General features: G+C 37.4%; 16 protein-coding genes. 3 read left to right on the forward strand and 13 right to left on the reverse strand.

The window, feature by feature from the left end; all coding sequences use genetic code 11:
- Window positions 1-61: 61 nt before the first annotated feature.
- On the forward strand, window positions 62-610 hold the full coding sequence (locus tag ACTJIP_RS18455) for a DUF4251 domain-containing protein (RefSeq protein WP_077419449.1): 549 nt from the start codon (window positions 62-64) through the stop codon (window positions 608-610).
- On the opposite strand, the gene meaB is transcribed toward ACTJIP_RS18455, so the two are convergent.
- Window positions 607-1,599, reverse strand: a complete 993-nt coding sequence (meaB, locus tag ACTJIP_RS18460; RefSeq protein WP_077419578.1) for a methylmalonyl Co-A mutase-associated GTPase MeaB — start codon at window positions 1,597-1,599, stop codon at window positions 607-609. The genes ACTJIP_RS18455 and meaB overlap by 4 nt on opposite strands.
- 202 nt (window positions 1,600-1,801) lie before the next feature.
- Between meaB and ACTJIP_RS18465 the strand changes: the two genes are divergently transcribed.
- Both ACTJIP_RS18465 and ACTJIP_RS18470 read left to right on the forward strand, forming a co-directional pair.
- A complete protein-coding gene (locus ACTJIP_RS18465; protein WP_077419448.1) occupies window positions 1,802-2,095 on the forward strand; it encodes a c-type cytochrome in 294 nt (97 codons plus the stop codon).
- A 20-nt stretch (window positions 2,096-2,115) separates the two neighbouring features.
- Window positions 2,116-2,403 (forward strand): cytochrome C, encoded by a 288-nt coding sequence (locus tag ACTJIP_RS18470; protein ID WP_077419447.1) that lies wholly within the window; start codon window positions 2,116-2,118, stop codon window positions 2,401-2,403.
- Window positions 2,404-2,513: 110 nt separating this feature from the next.
- Here the strand turns inward: ACTJIP_RS18470 and ACTJIP_RS18475 are convergent, their stop codons facing one another.
- From ACTJIP_RS18475 to ACTJIP_RS18530, 12 genes are all read right to left on the reverse strand, one after another.
- Window positions 2,514-3,020, reverse strand: coding sequence for a tetratricopeptide repeat protein (locus tag ACTJIP_RS18475; protein ID WP_077419577.1), 507 nt, complete (start codon window positions 3,018-3,020; stop codon window positions 2,514-2,516).
- Window positions 3,007-3,705: a peptide chain release factor H gene (gene prfH, locus ACTJIP_RS18480; RefSeq protein WP_077419446.1), complete on the reverse strand. Its 699-nt coding sequence runs from the start codon at window positions 3,703-3,705 to the stop codon at window positions 3,007-3,009. The genes ACTJIP_RS18475 and prfH overlap by 14 nt, the downstream gene beginning before the upstream one ends.
- Window position 3,706: 1 nt before the next feature.
- Window positions 3,707-4,252: a hypothetical protein gene (locus ACTJIP_RS18485; protein ID WP_077419445.1), complete on the reverse strand. Its 546-nt coding sequence runs from the start codon at window positions 4,250-4,252 to the stop codon at window positions 3,707-3,709.
- An 83-nt stretch (window positions 4,253-4,335) separates the two neighbouring features.
- Window positions 4,336-5,727, reverse strand: coding sequence for an RtcB family protein (locus tag ACTJIP_RS18490; protein ID WP_440704931.1), 1,392 nt, complete (start codon window positions 5,725-5,727; stop codon window positions 4,336-4,338).
- A 27-nt stretch (window positions 5,728-5,754) separates the two neighbouring features.
- Window positions 5,755-6,492, reverse strand: a complete 738-nt coding sequence (locus tag ACTJIP_RS18495) for a hypothetical protein (RefSeq protein ID WP_077419443.1) — start codon at window positions 6,490-6,492, stop codon at window positions 5,755-5,757.
- A gap of 417 nt (window positions 6,493-6,909) precedes the next feature.
- Window positions 6,910-7,896, reverse strand: coding sequence for a M28 family peptidase (locus ACTJIP_RS18500; RefSeq protein WP_440704932.1), 987 nt, complete (start codon window positions 7,894-7,896; stop codon window positions 6,910-6,912).
- Between the two features lie 42 nt (window positions 7,897-7,938).
- A complete protein-coding gene (gene scpA, locus ACTJIP_RS18505; RefSeq protein ID WP_077419441.1) occupies window positions 7,939-10,059 on the reverse strand; it encodes a methylmalonyl-CoA mutase in 2,121 nt (706 codons plus the stop codon).
- 138 nt (window positions 10,060-10,197) lie between these two features.
- On the reverse strand, window positions 10,198-13,212 hold the full coding sequence (locus ACTJIP_RS18510; protein ID WP_440704933.1) for a reprolysin-like metallopeptidase: 3,015 nt from the start codon (window positions 13,210-13,212) through the stop codon (window positions 10,198-10,200).
- A 136-nt stretch (window positions 13,213-13,348) separates the two neighbouring features.
- Complete coding sequence (locus tag ACTJIP_RS18515) at window positions 13,349-15,451, reverse strand: prolyl oligopeptidase family serine peptidase (RefSeq protein ID WP_077419439.1); 2,103 nt, start codon at window positions 15,449-15,451, stop codon at window positions 13,349-13,351.
- A gap of 95 nt (window positions 15,452-15,546) precedes the next feature.
- Window positions 15,547-16,221 (reverse strand): hypothetical protein, encoded by a 675-nt coding sequence (locus ACTJIP_RS18520; protein ID WP_180564788.1) that lies wholly within the window; start codon window positions 16,219-16,221, stop codon window positions 15,547-15,549.
- Window positions 16,222-16,303: 82 nt separating this feature from the next.
- Entirely contained in the window at window positions 16,304-17,389 is a 1,086-nt protein-coding gene (gene prfA, locus ACTJIP_RS18525) for a peptide chain release factor 1 (protein ID WP_077419437.1), read from the reverse strand.
- 146 nt (window positions 17,390-17,535) lie between these two features.
- Window positions 17,536-18,846 carry an APC family permease gene (locus ACTJIP_RS18530; protein WP_428168793.1) on the reverse strand — a complete coding sequence of 437 codons (1,311 nt, stop codon included), beginning with the start codon at window positions 18,844-18,846 and terminating at the stop codon, window positions 17,536-17,538.
- Window positions 18,847-18,851: the final 5 nt, after the last annotated feature.

Genomic DNA, 18,851 nt, shown 5'->3' on the forward strand with positions numbered 1-18,851 from the left:
ATATTTCAGAAAGAATATATTTGCATACATTTTGCTGTTTAAATTTAATAATTATCTCATTATGAAAAAGTATATTTCTTTACTGATGATTTTTGGATTCCTGTTCTTATTTCAGAGCTGTGCATCACAAGGCTCATTAGACTCAAAAACAGTGGATACTTTAGTAAGTTCTCAGGAGTTTACTTTCCATGCAGAAAGAGCCAATCCTACGAATTATGACGTTATTAATGTCATGAACTCAATGCCTAATGCTACTGCCACAAGAATACTGAACCTGAACGGAGATTATACCATTGATGTCAGTAAAAATACACTGGAAGTAGTGTTGCCATATTTCGGAAGATTATTCAATCCAACCTATGGAAACACTAGTGAAAATGGCTATAGATTTACTTCTAAAGATTTCACAGTCAATAAAATTCAGAATAAAAAAGGAAAATGGACTTTAAAATTCAAGCCTAATGATGTAAGGAATGTGGAGGAAGTGAATATTGAAATTTTTAAAAACGGTAAAGCTTTCGTTTCTATGAGAAGTAACGACAGACAGCCGATTTCCTATGACGGATATGTTTCAAAAACTGAGGTAAAACAGGAAAAAGAGAAACCTTAATCCCTGTTTTCGTTCGATAAAAATTTTTCAACAAATAATTTTGCTTCAGTACTTGGATTGGAAACCATCGCTGAAGCATTTTTTTTGTGCATATGATAAGCTTCTTCTACCGCATCACTCTTTTTCATCAGGGATAAAATATATTCCTGAACCCAATATTCAAAGCGTTTCTCTGCCTGTTGAACACGGATTTCTTCAAAACGTCCGCTTTTCTTCTTCAGATCAATAAATTCAGAGATTGTATCATAAACTTCCTGTAATCCTTGGTTATGAAGAGCAGAGCCTAATAAAACCGGAATTTTCCAGCCTTTTTCTTTAGGAGGGATAAAGTCTAAAGCTCTTTTTAATTCCAGCCTTGTATTTTTTGCTTTCTGGAGATTGTCCTGATCTACTTTATTGATGAAAATAAGGTCTACCATTTCCATGATACCGCGTTTTATTCCCTGAAGTTCGTCTCCACCTCCAATGATTTTAAGGAATAAAAAAACATCAGTAATATCAGCAACAAGGACTTCTGACTGCCCTACACCCACTGTTTCTATTAAAATATAATCGTATCCTGCTGCTTCACAGATCATCATCGTTTCAAAAGTAGTATTGGCTACTCCGCCCAGAAAACCTGAGCTTGGGGAAGGACGTATGAACGCATTTTCTTCTTTTGCAAGTTCTTCCATCCTGGTTTTATCCCCTAAAATACTTCCTTTGTTGATCGCAGAACTGGGATCAATCGCCAAAACAGCCACTTTTTTACCCTGTGCAATAACCAAGCGGCCGAAGTTTTCTATAAAGGTGGATTTTCCGGCTCCGGGAACGCCTGTTACTCCTACTCTCACAGAGTTTCCGGTAAAAGGCATAATCTTCTTCAGAAGATCTTCTGCCTGTACCCTGTGCTCTGCTTTTTTACTTTCAACCAATGTAATAGCTTTTGCAATCAGGCGTTTGTTTCCTGACTGTATTCCTTCTATTAGCTCTTCTGTAGAAAATTTCATTGATTCAAAATTAATAATTAAAATGGGAATGATCAATAGCCGGCTCATAATGATGAGACAAAAGATTTAAAAATTGTCTTCATTCTGGATTATCGATTCTTCATGAATTCAATTTTTATTTCTTCTAAATTAAAACTAGAACGCCCTGTATCAAAGGCTTAAGGAATTTATTACATTTGTTATATCTCAAAAAAAAAGAAACATGAAAAAACTCATCGCTGCGGCTTCGTTTACTGCTATTTTGCTGGTTTCCTGTACGCCAAAAGCTGCTACATCCACTGCTACTGCAGGAACTTCAACATCTACTGCGGAGCAGATTGCCCAAGGAAAAACCATTTTTGAAAACTCTTGTGGAAGATGTCATAAGTTACCTGATCCTGCTTCACACAATCCTGTACAATGGGTAGGAATCATGAATTCTATGGCTCCAAAGGCAAAACTAACGGATGAACAGCACCAATGGGTTTATGATTATATTGTTTCTGCGAAGAAGTAATCATCAAACAAAAATAGGATATGAAAAAATTCATCTTAACAGGTATCGCAGCATCAGCATTTCTGGTATCCTGCGGACCAAAAAGTGTGGCTGTAACAGGGCCGAAGTATACCTCATCTGAGCAGTTGACCCAAGGAAAAACCATTTTTGAAAATTCCTGTACAAAATGTCATAAGCTGCCAGAACCTACCAAGCATGACGACAAGGGATGGATCAACACTTTAAGCAGAATGGCTCCAAAGGCTAAACTGACTGATGACCAGCATCAAATGGTGTATGACTATCTGATCTCTGTAAACAAAAAATAAGACTGCCTCAAAATTGTCATTCTGAACGAAATGGAATGGAGTAAAGAATCTCTTATTATGATTACTAACAAGATTCTTCCTTCGTCAGAATGACAAAAGTCAAAAACAGATTATTCCGTCTTTTTTATAGTTCTTGTTCTGGTTACCTTTCCTTTAACCAGTTTTTCCCGGTCTTCAAGTATTTCAAGCGCAGCCCTGTTGTAAGCAAATTTTTTAGCTTCTTTCAGCGTTCCTAGAGCCTGTTTATACTCAAAGTTTCTTTCATGCAAAAGAGACAGACAGTTCAGGATTTCCGATTTATCAATTCCTTTGAGCTCTAAGGCAAATGCTATCAATTTTTCTGCTTCTTTATAATCTTCATTATTCAAAAGACATTCAATATAATATTTGGGAGTATTGACATTACCAATGTTACTCTGCATGGCTTCATCAAAGTACTTCTTTGCCGTTTCATAATCCTTCAGTTCTTCGGAATATACTCTTCCCATCAGACAAAGGCTGTCTGCATCTTCAGGTTCATAAGACAGAGCATAGTTCAGAGCATCCATACATTCGGAAAGATTGAATGGAAAACAATCTAATGCTTCAAAATAATATTTACTTTTAGTTAAGGTCATTTTTGTAGTTTTTGAGTTCATTTTTCAAGGCATTCCTTTGTTTTTTGAATGTCCTGTCTTCGTAATTCTTTTTAAAATCTGTTCCTGAAAATGTGCGAACCGGATTTCCACGTTCTATCTGCATCTGAAGAGACCAGGTGTCTTTCAGTTTTCTTTCCAGCTGTTGTATATAAACTGCCATTACCTTTTCTTTTAATCTGATAACGGATAGTTTTTTATTTTCCAGCTGTGAACGGGAATCCTGCACAAAAACAGTTTCGTTAGTAGGAATATAAGTGGCACGAACGGCAGTATTTACTTTGTTTACATTTTGTCCTCCACTCCCTTGGCTTCTCGCGGTCTGAAACCGGATATCTTTTTCATTGAAATCAATCATTTTTACATCTTCCAGTTCAAAAATTCCGATAAACCAATTGCTTCTTTTATGCAGTTTTCTGAAAGTACTTTTTCCTATCCAGCAAACGCTTCCCAGCCAGTTTTTTAAAAACAGGTTTACCTCTTTTCCTTTTAAAAGCAGGGTTACTGATTTTAATGTCAGGTTTTCATCACCGTTTTCACGATGAATGATTTCGTAATCTATTGTATTTTGTTTTGCCTCTTCAAGAAAGGTCTTCAGGACCTTGGCTGCTACCCATTGGCATTCTAAAGGCCCTCTTCCTGAAGTGATCTGTATTAATTTTTCCATTTTATGTTGGCATTTTGCTTAATAAAGGGTGTCCAACAGGATCTATTCCCTTTTGTAATAAATCTTTTGCAGCCATTACTGCCCAGCATTTGTCGCTGGAGTGAATATTTCTGTAAAATGAAAGTAAAATATCAGGTTTCACAACGGTAAAACCATTGGCTTCGATGGTTTCAAGATCATCTCTTTCGAAGAAATCAATGGTAATTCTGTGAAACTTATCATTTTCCAATTCTACCGTTTTCTCATACCTGCGAAAATTTTCTTCACTCGGCAGATGATCATATCGGGTCCAGACTTTCTGAAATCCTTCCTGCTGAAGAATGATAACGACTTCTGCGACATTTTCTTTCTTTACAAAAACATCAATATCCTTGTGGTCGTGAGCATGCTTGTATTCCGTATGTCCTTTTTCTGACATAAAATGCCATGCCCAGCCACCTGAGATAATGATTTTATCTTTTAATATATTCAAAATTTCGAGTCCCCACCGGATTCTGAACTCCGGCCAGACTTCACCGTATCTTTTTATGTTATGTGGTGCTCCCATTTCTTTGTTTTTAAGTTAAAAGCTGAAGGTTTATAGCTGACAATTCAGTATTTTCAACTGACAACTATAAACAATCAACCAAATTATCTGTCCATTCTCACAATTCTCGGCTGGAATGTTCCCAGGATGTCTACCAGTTCACTCTGTGCATTCATTACTTCATTGATGTCTTTGTAGGCCATTGGTGCTTCTTCTGCGTTTCCGCCCATCAGTGTGACATTTTTAAGCTTTAATTCTTTTTTAATATCATGCTGAGTGAAAAGGCTTCTGCATTCTCCCCTTGAATGGGCTCTTCCCGCTCCATGAGATGCTGAGTTCAGGGATTCCGGATTTCCTTTTCCGCGAACGATAAATCCTTTCGCTGTCATGGATCCTGGAATCATTCCAAGCTCATTTTCATTGGCAGGTGTTGCTCCTTTGCGGTGAACAATCACTTCTTTGCCGTTATGGATTTCTTTCCATGCAAAGTTGTGATGATTTTCAATTCTGGCTTTTACTCTTCCACCGACTGCTTTTACCAGCCTTCTGTGAATATCATCATGACAGGCCGAAGCATAATCTCCGGCAAGATTCATGGCCGTCCAGTATTCCAGTCCCAGGTGTGTACTCAGATCCAGCCAGGCGAAGTTTTGCGCTTCTTTTGGTAATGGACACTGTTCTGCAGCCACTCTTGAGTAATATTGGGCAATCTCTGCTCCGAGACCTCTTGAGCCACTGTGAGAAAGGATTCCCAGGTATTTTCCTTTTGGAAGGCCAATCTGCTCGTCTTCTTCAGTGATTTCTACTTCTCCGAATTCTACAAAATGATTTCCTCCGCCTGAGGATCCCATCTGTTTGATTGCTTTTCCCTTTAGTCTTCTTAAGATAGGGATCATATCGAATGTATCTCTTTCAAAAATCTCATGATCTATGTGAGATTTGTGCGTTTCATACATTCCGAATTTTGTATGTTCTGCAAGAGCTTTTTCATATTTATCTCTTGCTCCTTCAAGATATGAAATGGGTGTATCCAGAATACTGAGGCTCATTCTGCAGCCTATATCCATTCCTACTCCGTAAGGAATTACTGCATTTTCCACTGCCAGAACTCCTCCTATTGGAAGTCCGTACCCACTGTGGGCATCAGGCATTAATGCTCCCTGAGTAGAAATAGGCAGTTTCAAAGCAGTGTACAACTGATTTTTTGCCTCTTCTGAGATATTGTTACCAAAAATATGAAATGAAGCACGCTGTGAATTCAACATTCTTTTTTCAGTTTTTTTGGATGAAAGCAGGGTTTCTGCGATTTGTCCGAAAGTGAGATCTTTTTCAAATTCTTCCGGATTCAGCAGGATTTCTTTTAAAAGAGATTTTACATGGTGAATATTTTTTGTTGCAAAATTTCTTTTCATAACTTCCAATGCTACGTTTACGCTTTGGTTATTTGGATAGCCCAGTTTTAATATATCTTTTCCTTTTAGTTTTAAATTTCCCATTGTTTTTGTTTTAAATAACAGTTGGACTCATAAGTCCTGTAAGCTTTCTGCAATCTCTGTTGCAGACATAGTGCAGGTAATATATTTCCTGCTTTTGATAAGTGGAATATCTTCTCTTTTTCTTCTCCATGGATATGACCTGCCATAAATTTTTTTATGGATAATTCCTACAATTTTATGCTGTCCCAAATAATCTTCCAGCTCTGCACATTCTTTTTCCAATTCAAAGTCTACAGGTTTATAGTGGGTAATCATATTGGGTCTTATACGCAGGATAAATCTCCAGGGTTCAGTAAATTCGTAGTAAGGCACATAAGTCTTCCGGGCAGGACAATATTCTTCCTGTTTCAGAAAATACTGTCTTTCCCTTGGAGTAAGTCCCAGCTTTGGGTCATTCCAGGAATATGAAGAGATATGTTCGAGTTTCTGTACTCTTTCTACATATATTCTTCGCCCAAATTTTCTTTTCTTTTTTAAAAACTGTCGGCTTTCTGAATACATGTATGTATTAATCTTCTTCAATATTCCTTCAAAGAATTCTCCGTCTTTGGATCTTAATACATCTTCCCTTACCGCAAAGAATCTTACAAATCCTCTTTGATAAGGTTTATCCAAAGGAATCCATGGGGTATTTCGTCTGATATCCCAAAGTTCATCACTACGTTGATATTTTTTTCTTATCTGCTTTTCTACATCTTTTCTAATTGTTCTTTTCCTGCTTCTCATGCTTCTCAGACGGAAAAACAGAAGGTTATCATTTTCCATTAATTCTCGCTCAACTAAACAGTTAGTTGACTTAATATTTATCATTTTTAACGGGAAAAGAAATAGATTCTTCCTCCGTCAGAATGACAAGATGAATGTTATGAACTGATGAGAAAGTTCTGCATATTGAGATTCCTTCTCCTCGTTCGAAATGACACTAAAAAAGATTTCGGGTAAACCTGGGAGTTTGAAATATTGCGCAATAAAAAACCCGAAATCTCTACGACTTCGGGTTTTGATATTGTATTGTACTATTATTCTAAGAATGTACCAAACCGCGAAGCCTTACCACCATAAGTGGCAATCCAACTGTAGAATTCTGTTTTGTTTTGAACATTGCTTCGTCGCTTTTTAATTGGTTAAACTTGATTTTCAGGTGCAAATATATAAATTTTTCTGAGAATCAAAATATTTTTTTCACCTAAGGTGAATAATACTGAGAAAAATGGCGTCAATAACCTTTGTCATTCTCTTTGTATCTAGGGTTTCCAGAGTATCAGTGGGTTCGTGATAATTTTTATTTCTGAAAAAAGATGAATCAGTGATCATGAGTGCGGGAAAATCAAAATTCCAATAATTGAGATGATCGGAAAAGTCTATTCCTGCTACAAATTTTGGAGCTGAGAAGGTTTCTGTTTTTATCTGCTCTGAACCTTTAAAATTGCTAATAAAGTTTTTTACAAACGGACCTGCCCCACTGAACTTTTTGGCTAAAGTAATAAAGTCTCCTTTATCACCGTAAAACCATGAAAGGATCCCTAAAGGAAAACTCCGTGATCCCTTTTCATCTCTGAAATATCCAATCATTTCTACACTGGCCATCCCATAGACATCGATCTTGTTGTCTTTTAAATATTTTGCATGAACATAGCTTCCCATGTTTTCAGTTCTGAAATAAGGGGGTTCTTCCAATGTGTAGGCTACAAGATCTATTCTGTACTTCAGCTTTTGTCCTTTAAGCATTCTTGCCAACTCCAAAAGAGCTGTAACTCCGGTTGCATTATCATCTGCACCCTGCTGGTCTCCACAAACATCGTAATGAGCTCCTATAATGATTCGTTTCTTGTTTTCAGTTCCAAAAGAAGAGATGACATTCTTATATATTTTTCCATCCACTTTATATTCCTGATAGGCGGTACTGTCACCATAGACATTAAAAGTCTGATGAATATAGTCTGCAACCGCATTCAGCTGGTCTATATTTTTATGGTTTCTAAACTGTGGCGTTTGGGTAAGTACTGTCAAATGCTTTTTAACCAAGGAAGTATCTGCAATGATCTTCGAGCTTTGTATGGATACATTTTTCTTCACTGAAGCTAACAGGACAACGCCAGCGAGAAGAAATAAGCCTACGAGAAGAAACAGTTTTTTCCTCGTAGGCTTTATTATATTTTTCAGATTCATAGGTTGTGTTTTAATTTCAACTTGAAATTAAAGCTTTTCTGTTTATTTTTCTAAAAATCTTTCTAAGATTTCCACTGCACATTTCGGAAGGTTGGTTCCAGGTCCGAAAATAAAATCTGCACCGTTGGCATAAAGGAATTCATAGTCCTGCTGAGGAATTACACCTCCTACAACGATGGTGATATCATCCGCACCTAATTTAGATAATTCTTCCACTACCTGCGGAACTAATGTTTTGTGTCCGGCAGCCAATGATGATACTCCTAAAATGTGAATATCATTTTCCACAGCCTGTTTAGCCACTTCTTCCGGTGTCTGAAACAACGGAGCTACATCCACATCAAATCCCATATCGGCAAATGCTGTGGCTACTACTTTTGCTCCTCTGTCATGCCCGTCCTGTCCCATTTTGGCAACCATAAGCCTTGGGCGTCGTCCTTCTTCTTCTTCAAATTTCTGAGTCAGATGAAGGGCTTTTTCAAAGTATTCGTTTTTACCGGCATTCATTGCGTATACACCAGAGATTGTTTTAATATTTGCTTTATATCTTCCAAAGGTTTCTTCCATGGCATCGCTCATTTCGCCAAGAGTAACTCTTCTTCTTGCGGCTTCGATACATAATGCCAGAAGGTTTCCTTTTCCTGTTTTTGCGCTTTCACGGATTTCATTCAGGATCTGTTCTACAGCGTCAGTATTTCGTTCTGCTTTAATGGTATTCAGCCTTTCGATCTGCTTTCTGCGAACTTCTGTATTATCAATGTCTAAGATTTCTATCTGATCCTGTTTTAATGAGGATTTGAATGAATTCACTCCAATAATGAACTCTTCCCCGCTATCGATCTTCGCTTGTTTTTTGGCTGCAGCTTCTTCAATTCTCATTTTGGGGATTCCGGCTTCGATAGCTTTGGTCATTCCTCCTTCCTGCTCTACCTCATCGATGTACCTCATTGCTTCTTCGATCATTTGCTGAGTAAGGCTTTCCACCAGGTTACTTCCTCCCATCGGATCTACCACATCACATATTCCGCTTTCCTGCTGAAGAATGATTTGTGTATTTCTTGCAATTTTTGCTGAATAATCTGTAGGAAGAGCAATGGCTTCGTCCAGTGCATTGGTGTGGAGAGACTGTGTTCCTCCTAAAGCTGAAGACAAAGCTTCAATGGCTGTTCTTGTAATATTATTGAATGGTTCTTGCTCTGTCAGAGACCATCCGGACGTCTGAGAGTGGGTTCTTAATGCAAGAGATTTTGGGTTCTGAGGATTAAACTGTTTTAAAAGGGTTGCCCAGATATATCTTGCAGCACGCATTTTAGCAATTTCCATGAAATGATTCATGCCGATTGCCCAGAAGAAAGATAGTCTTGGAGCAAAATCGTCTACATTCATTCCTGCTTTTATTCCTGTTCTTACATATTCAAGACCATCGGCCAGCGTATACGCCATTTCAAGTACCGGTGTGGCACCCGCTTCCTGCATATGGTATCCGGAAATAGAAATGGAGTTGAATTTTGGAATATTTTGCGAAGTATATTCAAAAATATCTGCGATAATCTTCATGGAAGGTGCCGGCGGATAGATGTAGGTATTTCTTACCATGAACTCCTTCAGAATATCATTTTGAATGGTTCCTGAAAGCAGTTCCTGTTTTACTCCCTGCTCTTCTGCTGCTACAATATAGAAAGACAAAATAGGAAGTACCGCCCCATTCATGGTCATGGATACTGAAATCTGGTCCAGTGGGATTTCATTGAAAAGGATTTTCATGTCTTCCACAGAGTCAATGGCAACTCCTGCTTTTCCTACGTCACCCACCACTCTTGAGTGATCAGAATCATATCCTCGGTGTGTTGCCAAGTCAAATGCCACTGAAAGTCCTTTCTGACCTGCGGCAAGATTTCTTCTGTAAAAAGCGTTGGATTCTTCGGCAGTAGAGAACCCTGCATATTGACGAACCGTCCAAGGTTTCTGTACATACATCGTAGAATACGGTCCTCTCAGATAAGGAGCAATTCCTGGAGAAGTCTGCGTTAATGATTCATCTTTTACATCTTTTTTCTCATAGGAAGATTTGAGTTCAAGCCCGTCTTTTTCAAAATTGTAAATCTCTCTTTCCTGAGGTAATACATTAAAATCCGGTTTTTTCACAGAAATTGTCTTTCGCATTCCAATTATTTTTGTCTCCGTAAAGTTAATTTTTTTGAACGAAACATGAAACTTCTGTTAACGTTCTGTTTTACTTAAATTTAGCAAAAGAAAAAGGCCGGACAAATGCCCGGCCTTTCTTATTGTTATATCGTCTGCTTATTTTTTGATAAGCTTCTTATTGTAAGTGTTTTTGTCATCTTTTATCGTGATCACATACATTCCTTTGATTAATGAAGCAACATTAATTCTTTGTCCATCAATCTGACCTTCCTGAGCTAATCTTCCGTCAGCAGTATAGATTTTGTAATCTGCCTTACCTTTAAGGTTTTTCACTTCTACGAAAGTATCTGCAGGGTTCGGGTAAATTGAAATTTCAGTTGATTTTACATCTTTTGTTTCATTTACAGCAAGGGTTTCTGAAATTTTCACAGAGAAATCCTTGAATGAACCTTGTGAAATAACGCCTCCTCCCTGTACAGGAACTGACGGGCTACCGCACGGCCCTGTAGCAGCATTAAAGAAAGTATTTGCTACTCTCATTCTTAGGAGTTTGTCTCCAGCATAGGCAGTAGCAGGAACAGTAAATACCATAGTTCCTGTATATTGTCCATTTGCAGGAGGAACAGTAGTCTTAGTCCCTATTTTCTCTGAAGCTTCAAAAACTCCATTTCTGTTAAAGTCAATCCAAACTTCCATTTTGTCATTGTAACCTGCTGTGTTACCAACATTGAAATAAGATAGTGTATATTGTGTTCCTTTAACTAAATTAACTTGTTTAGTTACATCTTCAGTAAAATCCTGATATGTACTGAAAATAGTTTTATATGTTAATTGAGAATAAGCCAGGTTAGCTAAGTTTAATTGAGCTAAACCACTGTTAAAGCTAAAGCTTGCAAAGCTATTTCCACCGGTTGTCATTAAACAATAGTCTGAACCAGTTCTTAACCCTTTTGTTTTGAATGCATAAGTAGAAGAGAATGTTCCTGGAACAGTGTTCACTACTGCAGCCACCTGAAACTCATAGTTAGTCTCATCTTCAAGAGAGTTCAACAATACAAAATTAGTAGTGCTGGTAGCATTTGTCCAGTTAGTCTCTCCCAATTTTCTATATTTAACAGCATAGGTAGCACCTGGAACACTATTCCATCCAATCGTAGCGGATGTTTTCAAAATTCCTGAAGCTATTGAACCTACCCCTGTTGGAGCATCTGTAGTTGAAGTAGGAGCAGTTCCCACTATAACCTTAGGAGACACCGCATAGAATACATTTCCAATGGCAGAAATTCTCAATTTAATAGGACCTGTTAAACCGGAAGGCATTTGAGCCGTATAGCTTCCCGTATTAGGGGTAGACGCAACAAGTTCCGTCCATGCTGATCCGTTAACAAGATCTGTTGTATATTCAATTTTTACATTAGCTGCATTATAAGGTGCCACATTGGTATTCGCTACATCCCATGAAATTGTATTAGTTGCATTATTGTATAATGTAGTATTATCAATAAGACCATTAAATTTGAAAGGCCCGTCATTGGTAACAGTTACCGTAGTTTCAGCAGATACCAGCATAGGTTTAGCAGCATTCTCATCTCTAACAGTGACTGCATATTTAAGTACTCTTGGAATATAAGAAACAGTTTCCCATTTAGTTTTATCAGTTAAAGATCCTCCCATTACTACAGGAAGACTTGGGAAGTATCTTCTTCCACTTGCTGTACCAAAATAAGATCTTGTTAAAGCTCCCTGAGCATTATACCCCCAACCGCTGTCTCCTGAGATAGAGTTGTAAGAATCCACACTATCATACTGTTCCCATGTATATTTAATAGGATCAGTATCTGTAGCTGAAGCATCCAAATAATATGCTGTTCCTTTTGGAATACTGTAAGCAGGAAGAGCTGAAATTACCGGAGCGGTATTTGTTGTAATATTTTCTGATGTTCCACATCCAGGTTTGCTGTCTAAACTATTAAGAACCTGATTAATAGAAGAATAATGGAAATAAGCGTCTGTAAAATCCTGAACATTATCTCCTGTGATTCCTGCATATCCCATTATGGTAGTTCCCCCACCTGGTTCTATGTTTACCCCTGAACCTTCTGAAACATGCGAGAATGTATGGTTACCTCCCAGCTGATGTCCCATTTCATGAGCAACATAATCTATATCGAAAGAATCTCCTACCGGGTTTGTATTCTGTGTAAATGCAGATCCTTTTGCTAATGAAGTAGCTGTTGCAGGATCAACACATGTAGATCCGATAGATCCAGCATTTCCATTACCTCCTGAGGCATTGAAAACGTGTCCCATATCGTAATTAGCATTTCCAACCAGGCTTGTTAAAGTTTGCTGAAGATTTAGATTTAAATTTCCAGTATAAGGGTCTGTTGTGGAATCAGTGAAAATAATATTCGGAAGATCCTGAATAATAAGCTTAATTGCAAAATCTTTCTGGAAAATACCGTTTACACGGGTCATCGTAGCATTCATCTGAGTAACCGTATTGGCTGTTCCTCCAGACGGATCAAATTTCTTTGTATATTCTCCTGTAGTAGAAAGAGCTAATCTATACGTCCTGTATTTTGTACTTGCCGGTCTGTTTGTAATTCCTAGATTAGAAAGATTTTTTTTCCCGAAAGCTTCTAAAGACTTTATATCTTTTAAGCTTTTCTCTTCTGTAGTACATTCAAAGCCATGATCAGCATCTGTTCTTTTCGTTTTATAAAAAACTCCATACACCTGCTTGTCTGTAGTAATAGGTTCTATAAACTGGAATTTCCCGTCTTTTATAATCATTGACTGCATTTCAGTAGGTGCAGTACTGAATCTTACATATTTACCCGGATCATCAACCCCTACTCCTATATAAGATCCTAATTGATATCTGTCTGCCATAGATTTTTCCATAACAGGATCACTATATACCGCAAACTTTTCAATCTTTCCTTCCGCTGTAGGAAGAGATACAATAACAGCCTGAGCGCCTTTTCCTGTTTCTACAGCATCTTTTAAAATGTTTCTAAGCGACTGCAAATCAAATCTGTAAGAATACTGAACTTCTACTTCTTTTCTGATTTGTGATGTCCTTTGGGAGGCTGGTTCCCACCTCTGTGCATTAAAGCTGGACAACCCAGCAGCCAATGCACAAACTAGTAAAATTCTCTTTTTCATAATTACTTAATTAATTTAGAATTAATAAACTTTAAATATCCGCCATAAAAATAAGAATTATAAACACAACCACATAAAAAAAACAGTCAATTTTAAACAAAATCGACTGTTTTTTTAAATATTATACTTTTTACAATTATTTCTTTATTCCCATCTCAAATAAAGCAAATGATATAAGATCTGCATTTTCACTAATTACCTGATCTGTAGCTCTTCCGGCTCCGTGTCCTGCATTCTTTTCAATCCTCAAAAGAATAGGATTTTTACATGCCTGCTTCTCCTGAAGTTCTGCTCCAAATTTGAATGAGTGTGCCGGAACAACTCTGTCATCATGATCACTAGTGATGATCATTGTTGATGGGTAGCAAGTTCCTGCTTTTACATTGTGTACGGGAGAATAAGATTTAAGATATTCAAACATTTCTTTACTGTCTTCTGCAGTACCGTAGTCATAAGACCATCCTGCTCCGGCTGTAAATTTATTATACCTCAACATATCCAAAACACCAACTCCCGGGAAGGCTACTCTTGCCAGATCCGGTCTCATTGTCATGGTTGCACCTACCAGCAAACCTCCGTTTGATCTTCCTGAAAGCGCCATGTATTGTTTTGAAGTATACCCTTTGCTCTGAAGATATTCTCCTGCAGCAATAAAGTCCTCAAAGACATTTTTCTTTTGCTGTTTTGTTCCGGCATCGTGCCATTTTTTACCATACTCACCGCCACCACGAATGTTTGGAACAGCGTAAATACCTCCATTTTCCATCCAGATCGCGTTTACTACGGAGAATGATGGCTGTAAGCTGATGTTAAAACCTCCATAAGAGTATAAGATCGTAGGGTTTTTACCATCAAGCTTAGTTCCTTTTTTATAATTGATCATCATAGGAACTTTCGTGCCGTCTTTTGAAGTATAGAATACCTGTTCTGAAACATAATCGTCCGGATTAAACTTCACTTTAGGTTTTTGATATACTTCAGATTTTCCTGAGTCTACATTGAATTTATAAGTAGTTCCCGGTGTAATATAATTGCTGAAAGAAAAATAAACATCTTTCTCTTTTTCTTTTCCACCGAATCCTGAAATATTTCCTTTACCCGGCAATGTAATTTCTCTGATCAGTTTTCCAGCCTTATCAAATTGTTTTACCTGATCTATGGCATCAATCATATAGGTTGCAAAGAAATATCCACCTCCTGAAGAAATTCCTAACACATTTTCAGTTTGTGGAATTACATCCTTCCATGTTGCCGGAGCAGGATTGCTTATCGTAGTTTTTACAAGACGCATATTCGGAGCATCTTTATCTGTAAAAATGAAAAGATCATCACCTTGTGTATCTACAATGCTGGCATTGATATCAAATCCGTTTACAATCTGTACGAAATCTCCTCCTTTCTGAAGGTCTTTGATGTACAATTCATTACCATTCGTAGCGTTAGCGGCAGAAATAATCAGATATCTCTGATCTTCAGAAACTCCGGCCCCCAAATATCTTCTTGGCGTTTTATCTCCTCCGAAGATCAATTTATCTTCAGACTGTTTTGTACCTAATTTATGAAAATATACTTTATGCTTGTCTGTCATACCGGAAAGCACAGTTCCTTCTTTCGGCTTGTCGTAGCTTGAATAATAGAATCCTTCATCTCCCTGCCATGAAATTCCACTGAATTTCACATCCAGTAAAGTCTCATCAATTTGTTTTTTGGTAACAGCATCGATGATGATGATCTTGTTCCAGTCACTTCCTCCTTCAGAAATAGAGTAAGCCGCAAGGTTTCCTTTTTTATTGAATGAAAGATTGGAAAGAGAAGTTGTTCCTTTTTCCGAAAATTTATTAGGATCTAAAAATACTTCTGTAGCATTGGTCTTGTTGTTTGTTCTGTACAAAACAGACTGCGCCTGCAAACCATCATTTTTATAATAATAGGTATAATCTCCTTCTTTGAAAGGTGCTGAAATTTTTTCATAGTTCCAGATTTCCTTCAACTGATTTTTAATTTTATCCCTGAACGGAATTTTAGAAAGATAATTCTGACTGTAAGCTACTTCTTCATCTACCCATTTTTTTGTAGGTTCAGAATCGTTTTCCAGATCTCTGAAAGGATCAGAAACAGCAGTTCCAAAATAGGTATCTGTCTGACTTCCTTTTAATGCTTTAGGGTAATTCATTTTCTGAGAATAAAAAGATGCTGAAAACAACACTCCAGCGGTTAACAATATAGGTTTAAAATTCATACTGATCGGTTTTTCTCAAAAATACGTAAAGTATGTGAAATAAAAAAAGTCCCTTTATATTGGGACTCTTTATTCTTTAATGGAATATTTTTCAACTATTCATTGGCTCCGAAGCTTTCAAAATAGAAATCCGTAAGATTGGTAACAATCTCATCGGGACTTCCGTTCCAGTAGTATATTTTATCGCCTTCTTTAAGTTCATAAAGATTAAAATTCTGATCGGTTGTTACTGTTTTATCAGCATTTTTGAAGTCCTGAACCGCCTGAATCAAATATTTCTTAAGGTCTTCTGCTTTTATTTTATTGAGATCACCCTTGGGTCCGGAAGTTAATTTTGAGGGAACCAGGAAGCTTACGGAATAACTTATTTCTGCAATTTTTTGTCCTTCAATATATTCATTCGGGACAACTTTTACATTTTTAATTGTCAGTTTTCCTGTTTTAAAATTCCCAAACATTGCGGTAAAGTACTCCTCCGCTTCTTTTTTACATGCTGCAGCCGTTGCCTTAGGGAAAGCAGACAGAAAATTCTCTACACTGCCATCCATCATTTCTTTTGACGTTTCTTTAAAATCTACCTGGTAAGCGTTCTGTCCTTCCACTGTTGGTTTTAAGTAATCATTCAGTTTATTCAACGCCGCTTCATCATTATTCACAAAAGTTCCGAAAAATAATTCGAAGGCTTCTTTGGGCTTCTTCACTTCAGTTTGAGCCATAAGATGCTGCCCTATCATGGTAAGCAGCAGTAAAATAATTTTGTAGTTTTTCATAGTTAATATTTTTATGTTTAGTTATTTGAAAAAACAAAGCCCCTGAAGGATCAGAGGCTTTATTCTTATTTTGTTTTTAATTTTAATAATTTTCTTCTTCCCCCTTCATTTTCTCTGCATTTTCTGCCATGATTACGGCATCAATCATTTCAGAAATATCTCCATTCATGTAAGCATCCAGATTATACATAGACTTGTTGATTCTATGATCTGTAACTCTTCCCTGAGGGTAATTGTATGTTTTAATTTTTGCAGAACGGTCACCGGTAGAAACCATAGATTTACGTTGTGCAGCAATATCTCCCTGTACTTTCTGCAATTCGATATCGTATAATTTTGTTCTTAGCATCTCCATTGCCAGTTCACGGTTAGCTAACTGAGAACGAGCCTGTTGACATACCACTACCATCCCTGAAGGTTTGTGGGTAAGCTGAACTTTCGTTTCAACTTTGTTTACGTTCTGACCTCCGGCACCTCCTGAACGGGATGTCTGCATTTCAATATCAGCAGGATTCAGTTCAAAATCTACTTCTTCAGCTTCCGGAAGAACAGCAATTGTAATGGCAGAAGTATGTACTCTTCCCTGAGATTCTGTTTCAGGTACACGCTGTACACGGTGAACTCCGGATTCGAATTTCATGATTCCGTAAACGCCTTCTCCTTCCACTTTCATGATCAATTCCTTGTATCCTTTGGCAGCTTCGTTAGAGTCTGTTACCTCATGTCTCCATCCTTTTGTTTTAAAATACATGGTATACATTCTGTACACGTCCTCTACAAAAATAGCGGCTTCATCACCACCTGTCCCGGCACGTAATTCCACAATAACGTTTTTGTCGTCAGCAGGATCTTTAGGGATCAGTAATACTTTCAGCTCTTCTTCCAATCCTGGAAGTTTAGCCTGAGCTTCCAGCTTTTCTTCTTTAGCAAGATCTACCAAATCTCTGTCTGAACCGTCTGCAATAATTTCTTCAGATTCTTCAATACTGTCCAGTGCTCCCTTGTACTGATCGTAAACTCTTACAATTTTTCCCAAATCACTATATTCTTTGTTCAAAGAAGAATATCTTTTTTGGTCTGAAATGACATCAGGCTGTATAATAAGGTCTGCAACCTCATTATATCTTTGTTTTATAGCTTCTAATTTTGGAATTAATGATTTAGACATTGTAGAAATTTTGTGGGTGCAAAGATAAGGATTATTAATTCAAAATTAAAATTACTGAGCATCATAAATTTTTGAGCATTAGGGATAAAGAGGGCTAAACTGTAAAAAGGTGAATTTATCAATTGTATATTAACCTTTCTATGCCATTAAGGTTTGTTTTGATGTTGTTTGGAAAGTCTCCTGTCAACCCAATATAAAATAATTCCTACAGCAATAATTCCTACTCCTATAAGACTTTCTTTAGGATTATGAATAAATGTAAAATAGAGAATATAGATACTGAACAATAGAAAAACGGCTGGAAAAATATGGAAAGTATTTGATTTAAAAATTTTCCTGTCTTTTTTCTTCAGGAAGAATACGGTAGAAATCGCCAGACTTGCAAAAAGCTGTAAAATAAAGGCTGTGTAAACAAAGATTTCTTTAAAACTTCCGGTGAGAATAATAACCACAGCAATAACTGCATGGGCAAAAATAGCTCTTACGGGAATTCCTCTTGCATTACCCGCTGATAACGGTTTCCAGATGTAAGTATGTTTTGCAAAAGCCTGTGTCAATCTTGAACCTACCCATAAATATCCGCTAATTGTTGCAACCAGCTGCAGCGCAATAAAAATATTGACAATCTTTCCAAAGATAGGCCCCAGCATATTGACAGCAGCTTCCCCCATTACGTCTTCTTTTCCTGCCAACTGACTCACAGGAGCATGTTTCAGCATAATATAATTCACCAAAATATAGCTTATCGTCACGAAAATAGTTCCAATGATCAAAGATTTGGGAAGGTTTTTCTGGACGTCTTTTATTTCTCCTGCGATGTAGGAAGCAGAATTCCAGCCTGTATAAGAATAGGTAACAAACACCAGAGACGTAGCAAAGGCAGGAAGCATGATCTCATTCTGCCAGCTGTCACTGAAATTCAGACTGTTGCCAATCTGTGTAGATTCTGAAAGCCCAACTCCCAGAATAACCAGTACAATAATAAAGGCTATCTTGATGAATGTAAAAAAGTTATGAAACCTGCTGGATGTTTTTAAACTGAATGACAATGCCACTGCTACCAGAAAAATAGCGGCAATTGCAAACCCATTTCCAAAAGAATAATTGAATACAGAAAGGTATTTCGACATTGCCAATGCAGCCAGCGCAACCGGAGAGGAAAATCCGATGATGAGTGAAACCCAGCTTATCAGATATCCGAACAGCGGATGATAGGTTTCTTTAAGATAGATAAAATCACCTCCGTTTCCTTTGAAATGTGAGCCTAATTCGGCATAGCAAAAAGCCCCGAATAAGGCGAGAATTCCTCCAATGCTCCATAACAGGAAAATACTGTAGGTATTGGTAATATCGGATAACTGAAATCCCAGGGTTGTAAAAATCCCTGTTCCTATCATATTGGAAACGACGATGGCTGCTGCTGTTTTCCAGCCAATCTGATGTGAGGTAGTACTCATTTAAT

It is taken from the genome of Chryseobacterium sp. 22543, from assembly GCF_052044565.1.
GTDB lineage: Bacteria > Bacteroidota > Bacteroidia > Flavobacteriales > Weeksellaceae > Chryseobacterium.

Excerpts from the sequence above, each read along its gene's own strand:
- ACTJIP_RS18475 (WP_077419577.1), bottom strand. The coding sequence starts at position 3,020 with ATGACCTTAACTAAAAGTAAATATTATTTTGAAGCATTAGATTGTTTT.
- ACTJIP_RS18495 (WP_077419443.1), bottom strand. The coding sequence starts at position 6,492 with ATGGAAAATGATAACCTTCTGTTTTTCCGTCTGAGAAGCATGAGAAGC.
- ACTJIP_RS18515 (WP_077419439.1), bottom strand. The coding sequence starts at position 15,451 with ATGAATTTTAAACCTATATTGTTAACCGCTGGAGTGTTGTTTTCAGCA.
- meaB (WP_077419578.1), bottom strand. The coding sequence starts at position 1,599 with ATGAAATTTTCTACAGAAGAGCTAATAGAAGGAATACAGTCAGGAAAC.
- ACTJIP_RS18500 (WP_440704932.1), bottom strand. The coding sequence starts at position 7,896 with ATGAATCTGAAAAATATAATAAAGCCTACGAGGAAAAAACTGTTTCTT.
- ACTJIP_RS18465 (WP_077419448.1), top strand. The coding sequence starts at position 1,802 with ATGAAAAAACTCATCGCTGCGGCTTCGTTTACTGCTATTTTGCTGGTT.
- ACTJIP_RS18470 (WP_077419447.1), top strand. The coding sequence starts at position 2,116 with ATGAAAAAATTCATCTTAACAGGTATCGCAGCATCAGCATTTCTGGTA.
- ACTJIP_RS18530 (WP_428168793.1), bottom strand. The coding sequence starts at position 18,846 with ATGAGTACTACCTCACATCAGATTGGCTGGAAAACAGCAGCAGCCATC.
- ACTJIP_RS18520 (WP_180564788.1), bottom strand. The coding sequence starts at position 16,221 with ATGAAAAACTACAAAATTATTTTACTGCTGCTTACCATGATAGGGCAG.
- ACTJIP_RS18490 (WP_440704931.1), bottom strand. The coding sequence starts at position 5,727 with ATGGGAAATTTAAAACTAAAAGGAAAAGATATATTAAAACTGGGCTAT.
- ACTJIP_RS18485 (WP_077419445.1), bottom strand. The coding sequence starts at position 4,252 with ATGGGAGCACCACATAACATAAAAAGATACGGTGAAGTCTGGCCGGAG.
- scpA (WP_077419441.1), bottom strand. The coding sequence starts at position 10,059 with ATGCGAAAGACAATTTCTGTGAAAAAACCGGATTTTAATGTATTACCT.
- ACTJIP_RS18510 (WP_440704933.1), bottom strand. The coding sequence starts at position 13,212 with ATGAAAAAGAGAATTTTACTAGTTTGTGCATTGGCTGCTGGGTTGTCC.
- ACTJIP_RS18455 (WP_077419449.1), top strand. The coding sequence starts at position 62 with ATGAAAAAGTATATTTCTTTACTGATGATTTTTGGATTCCTGTTCTTA.
- prfA (WP_077419437.1), bottom strand. The coding sequence starts at position 17,389 with ATGTCTAAATCATTAATTCCAAAATTAGAAGCTATAAAACAAAGATAT.
- prfH (WP_077419446.1), bottom strand. The coding sequence starts at position 3,705 with ATGGAAAAATTAATACAGATCACTTCAGGAAGAGGGCCTTTAGAATGC.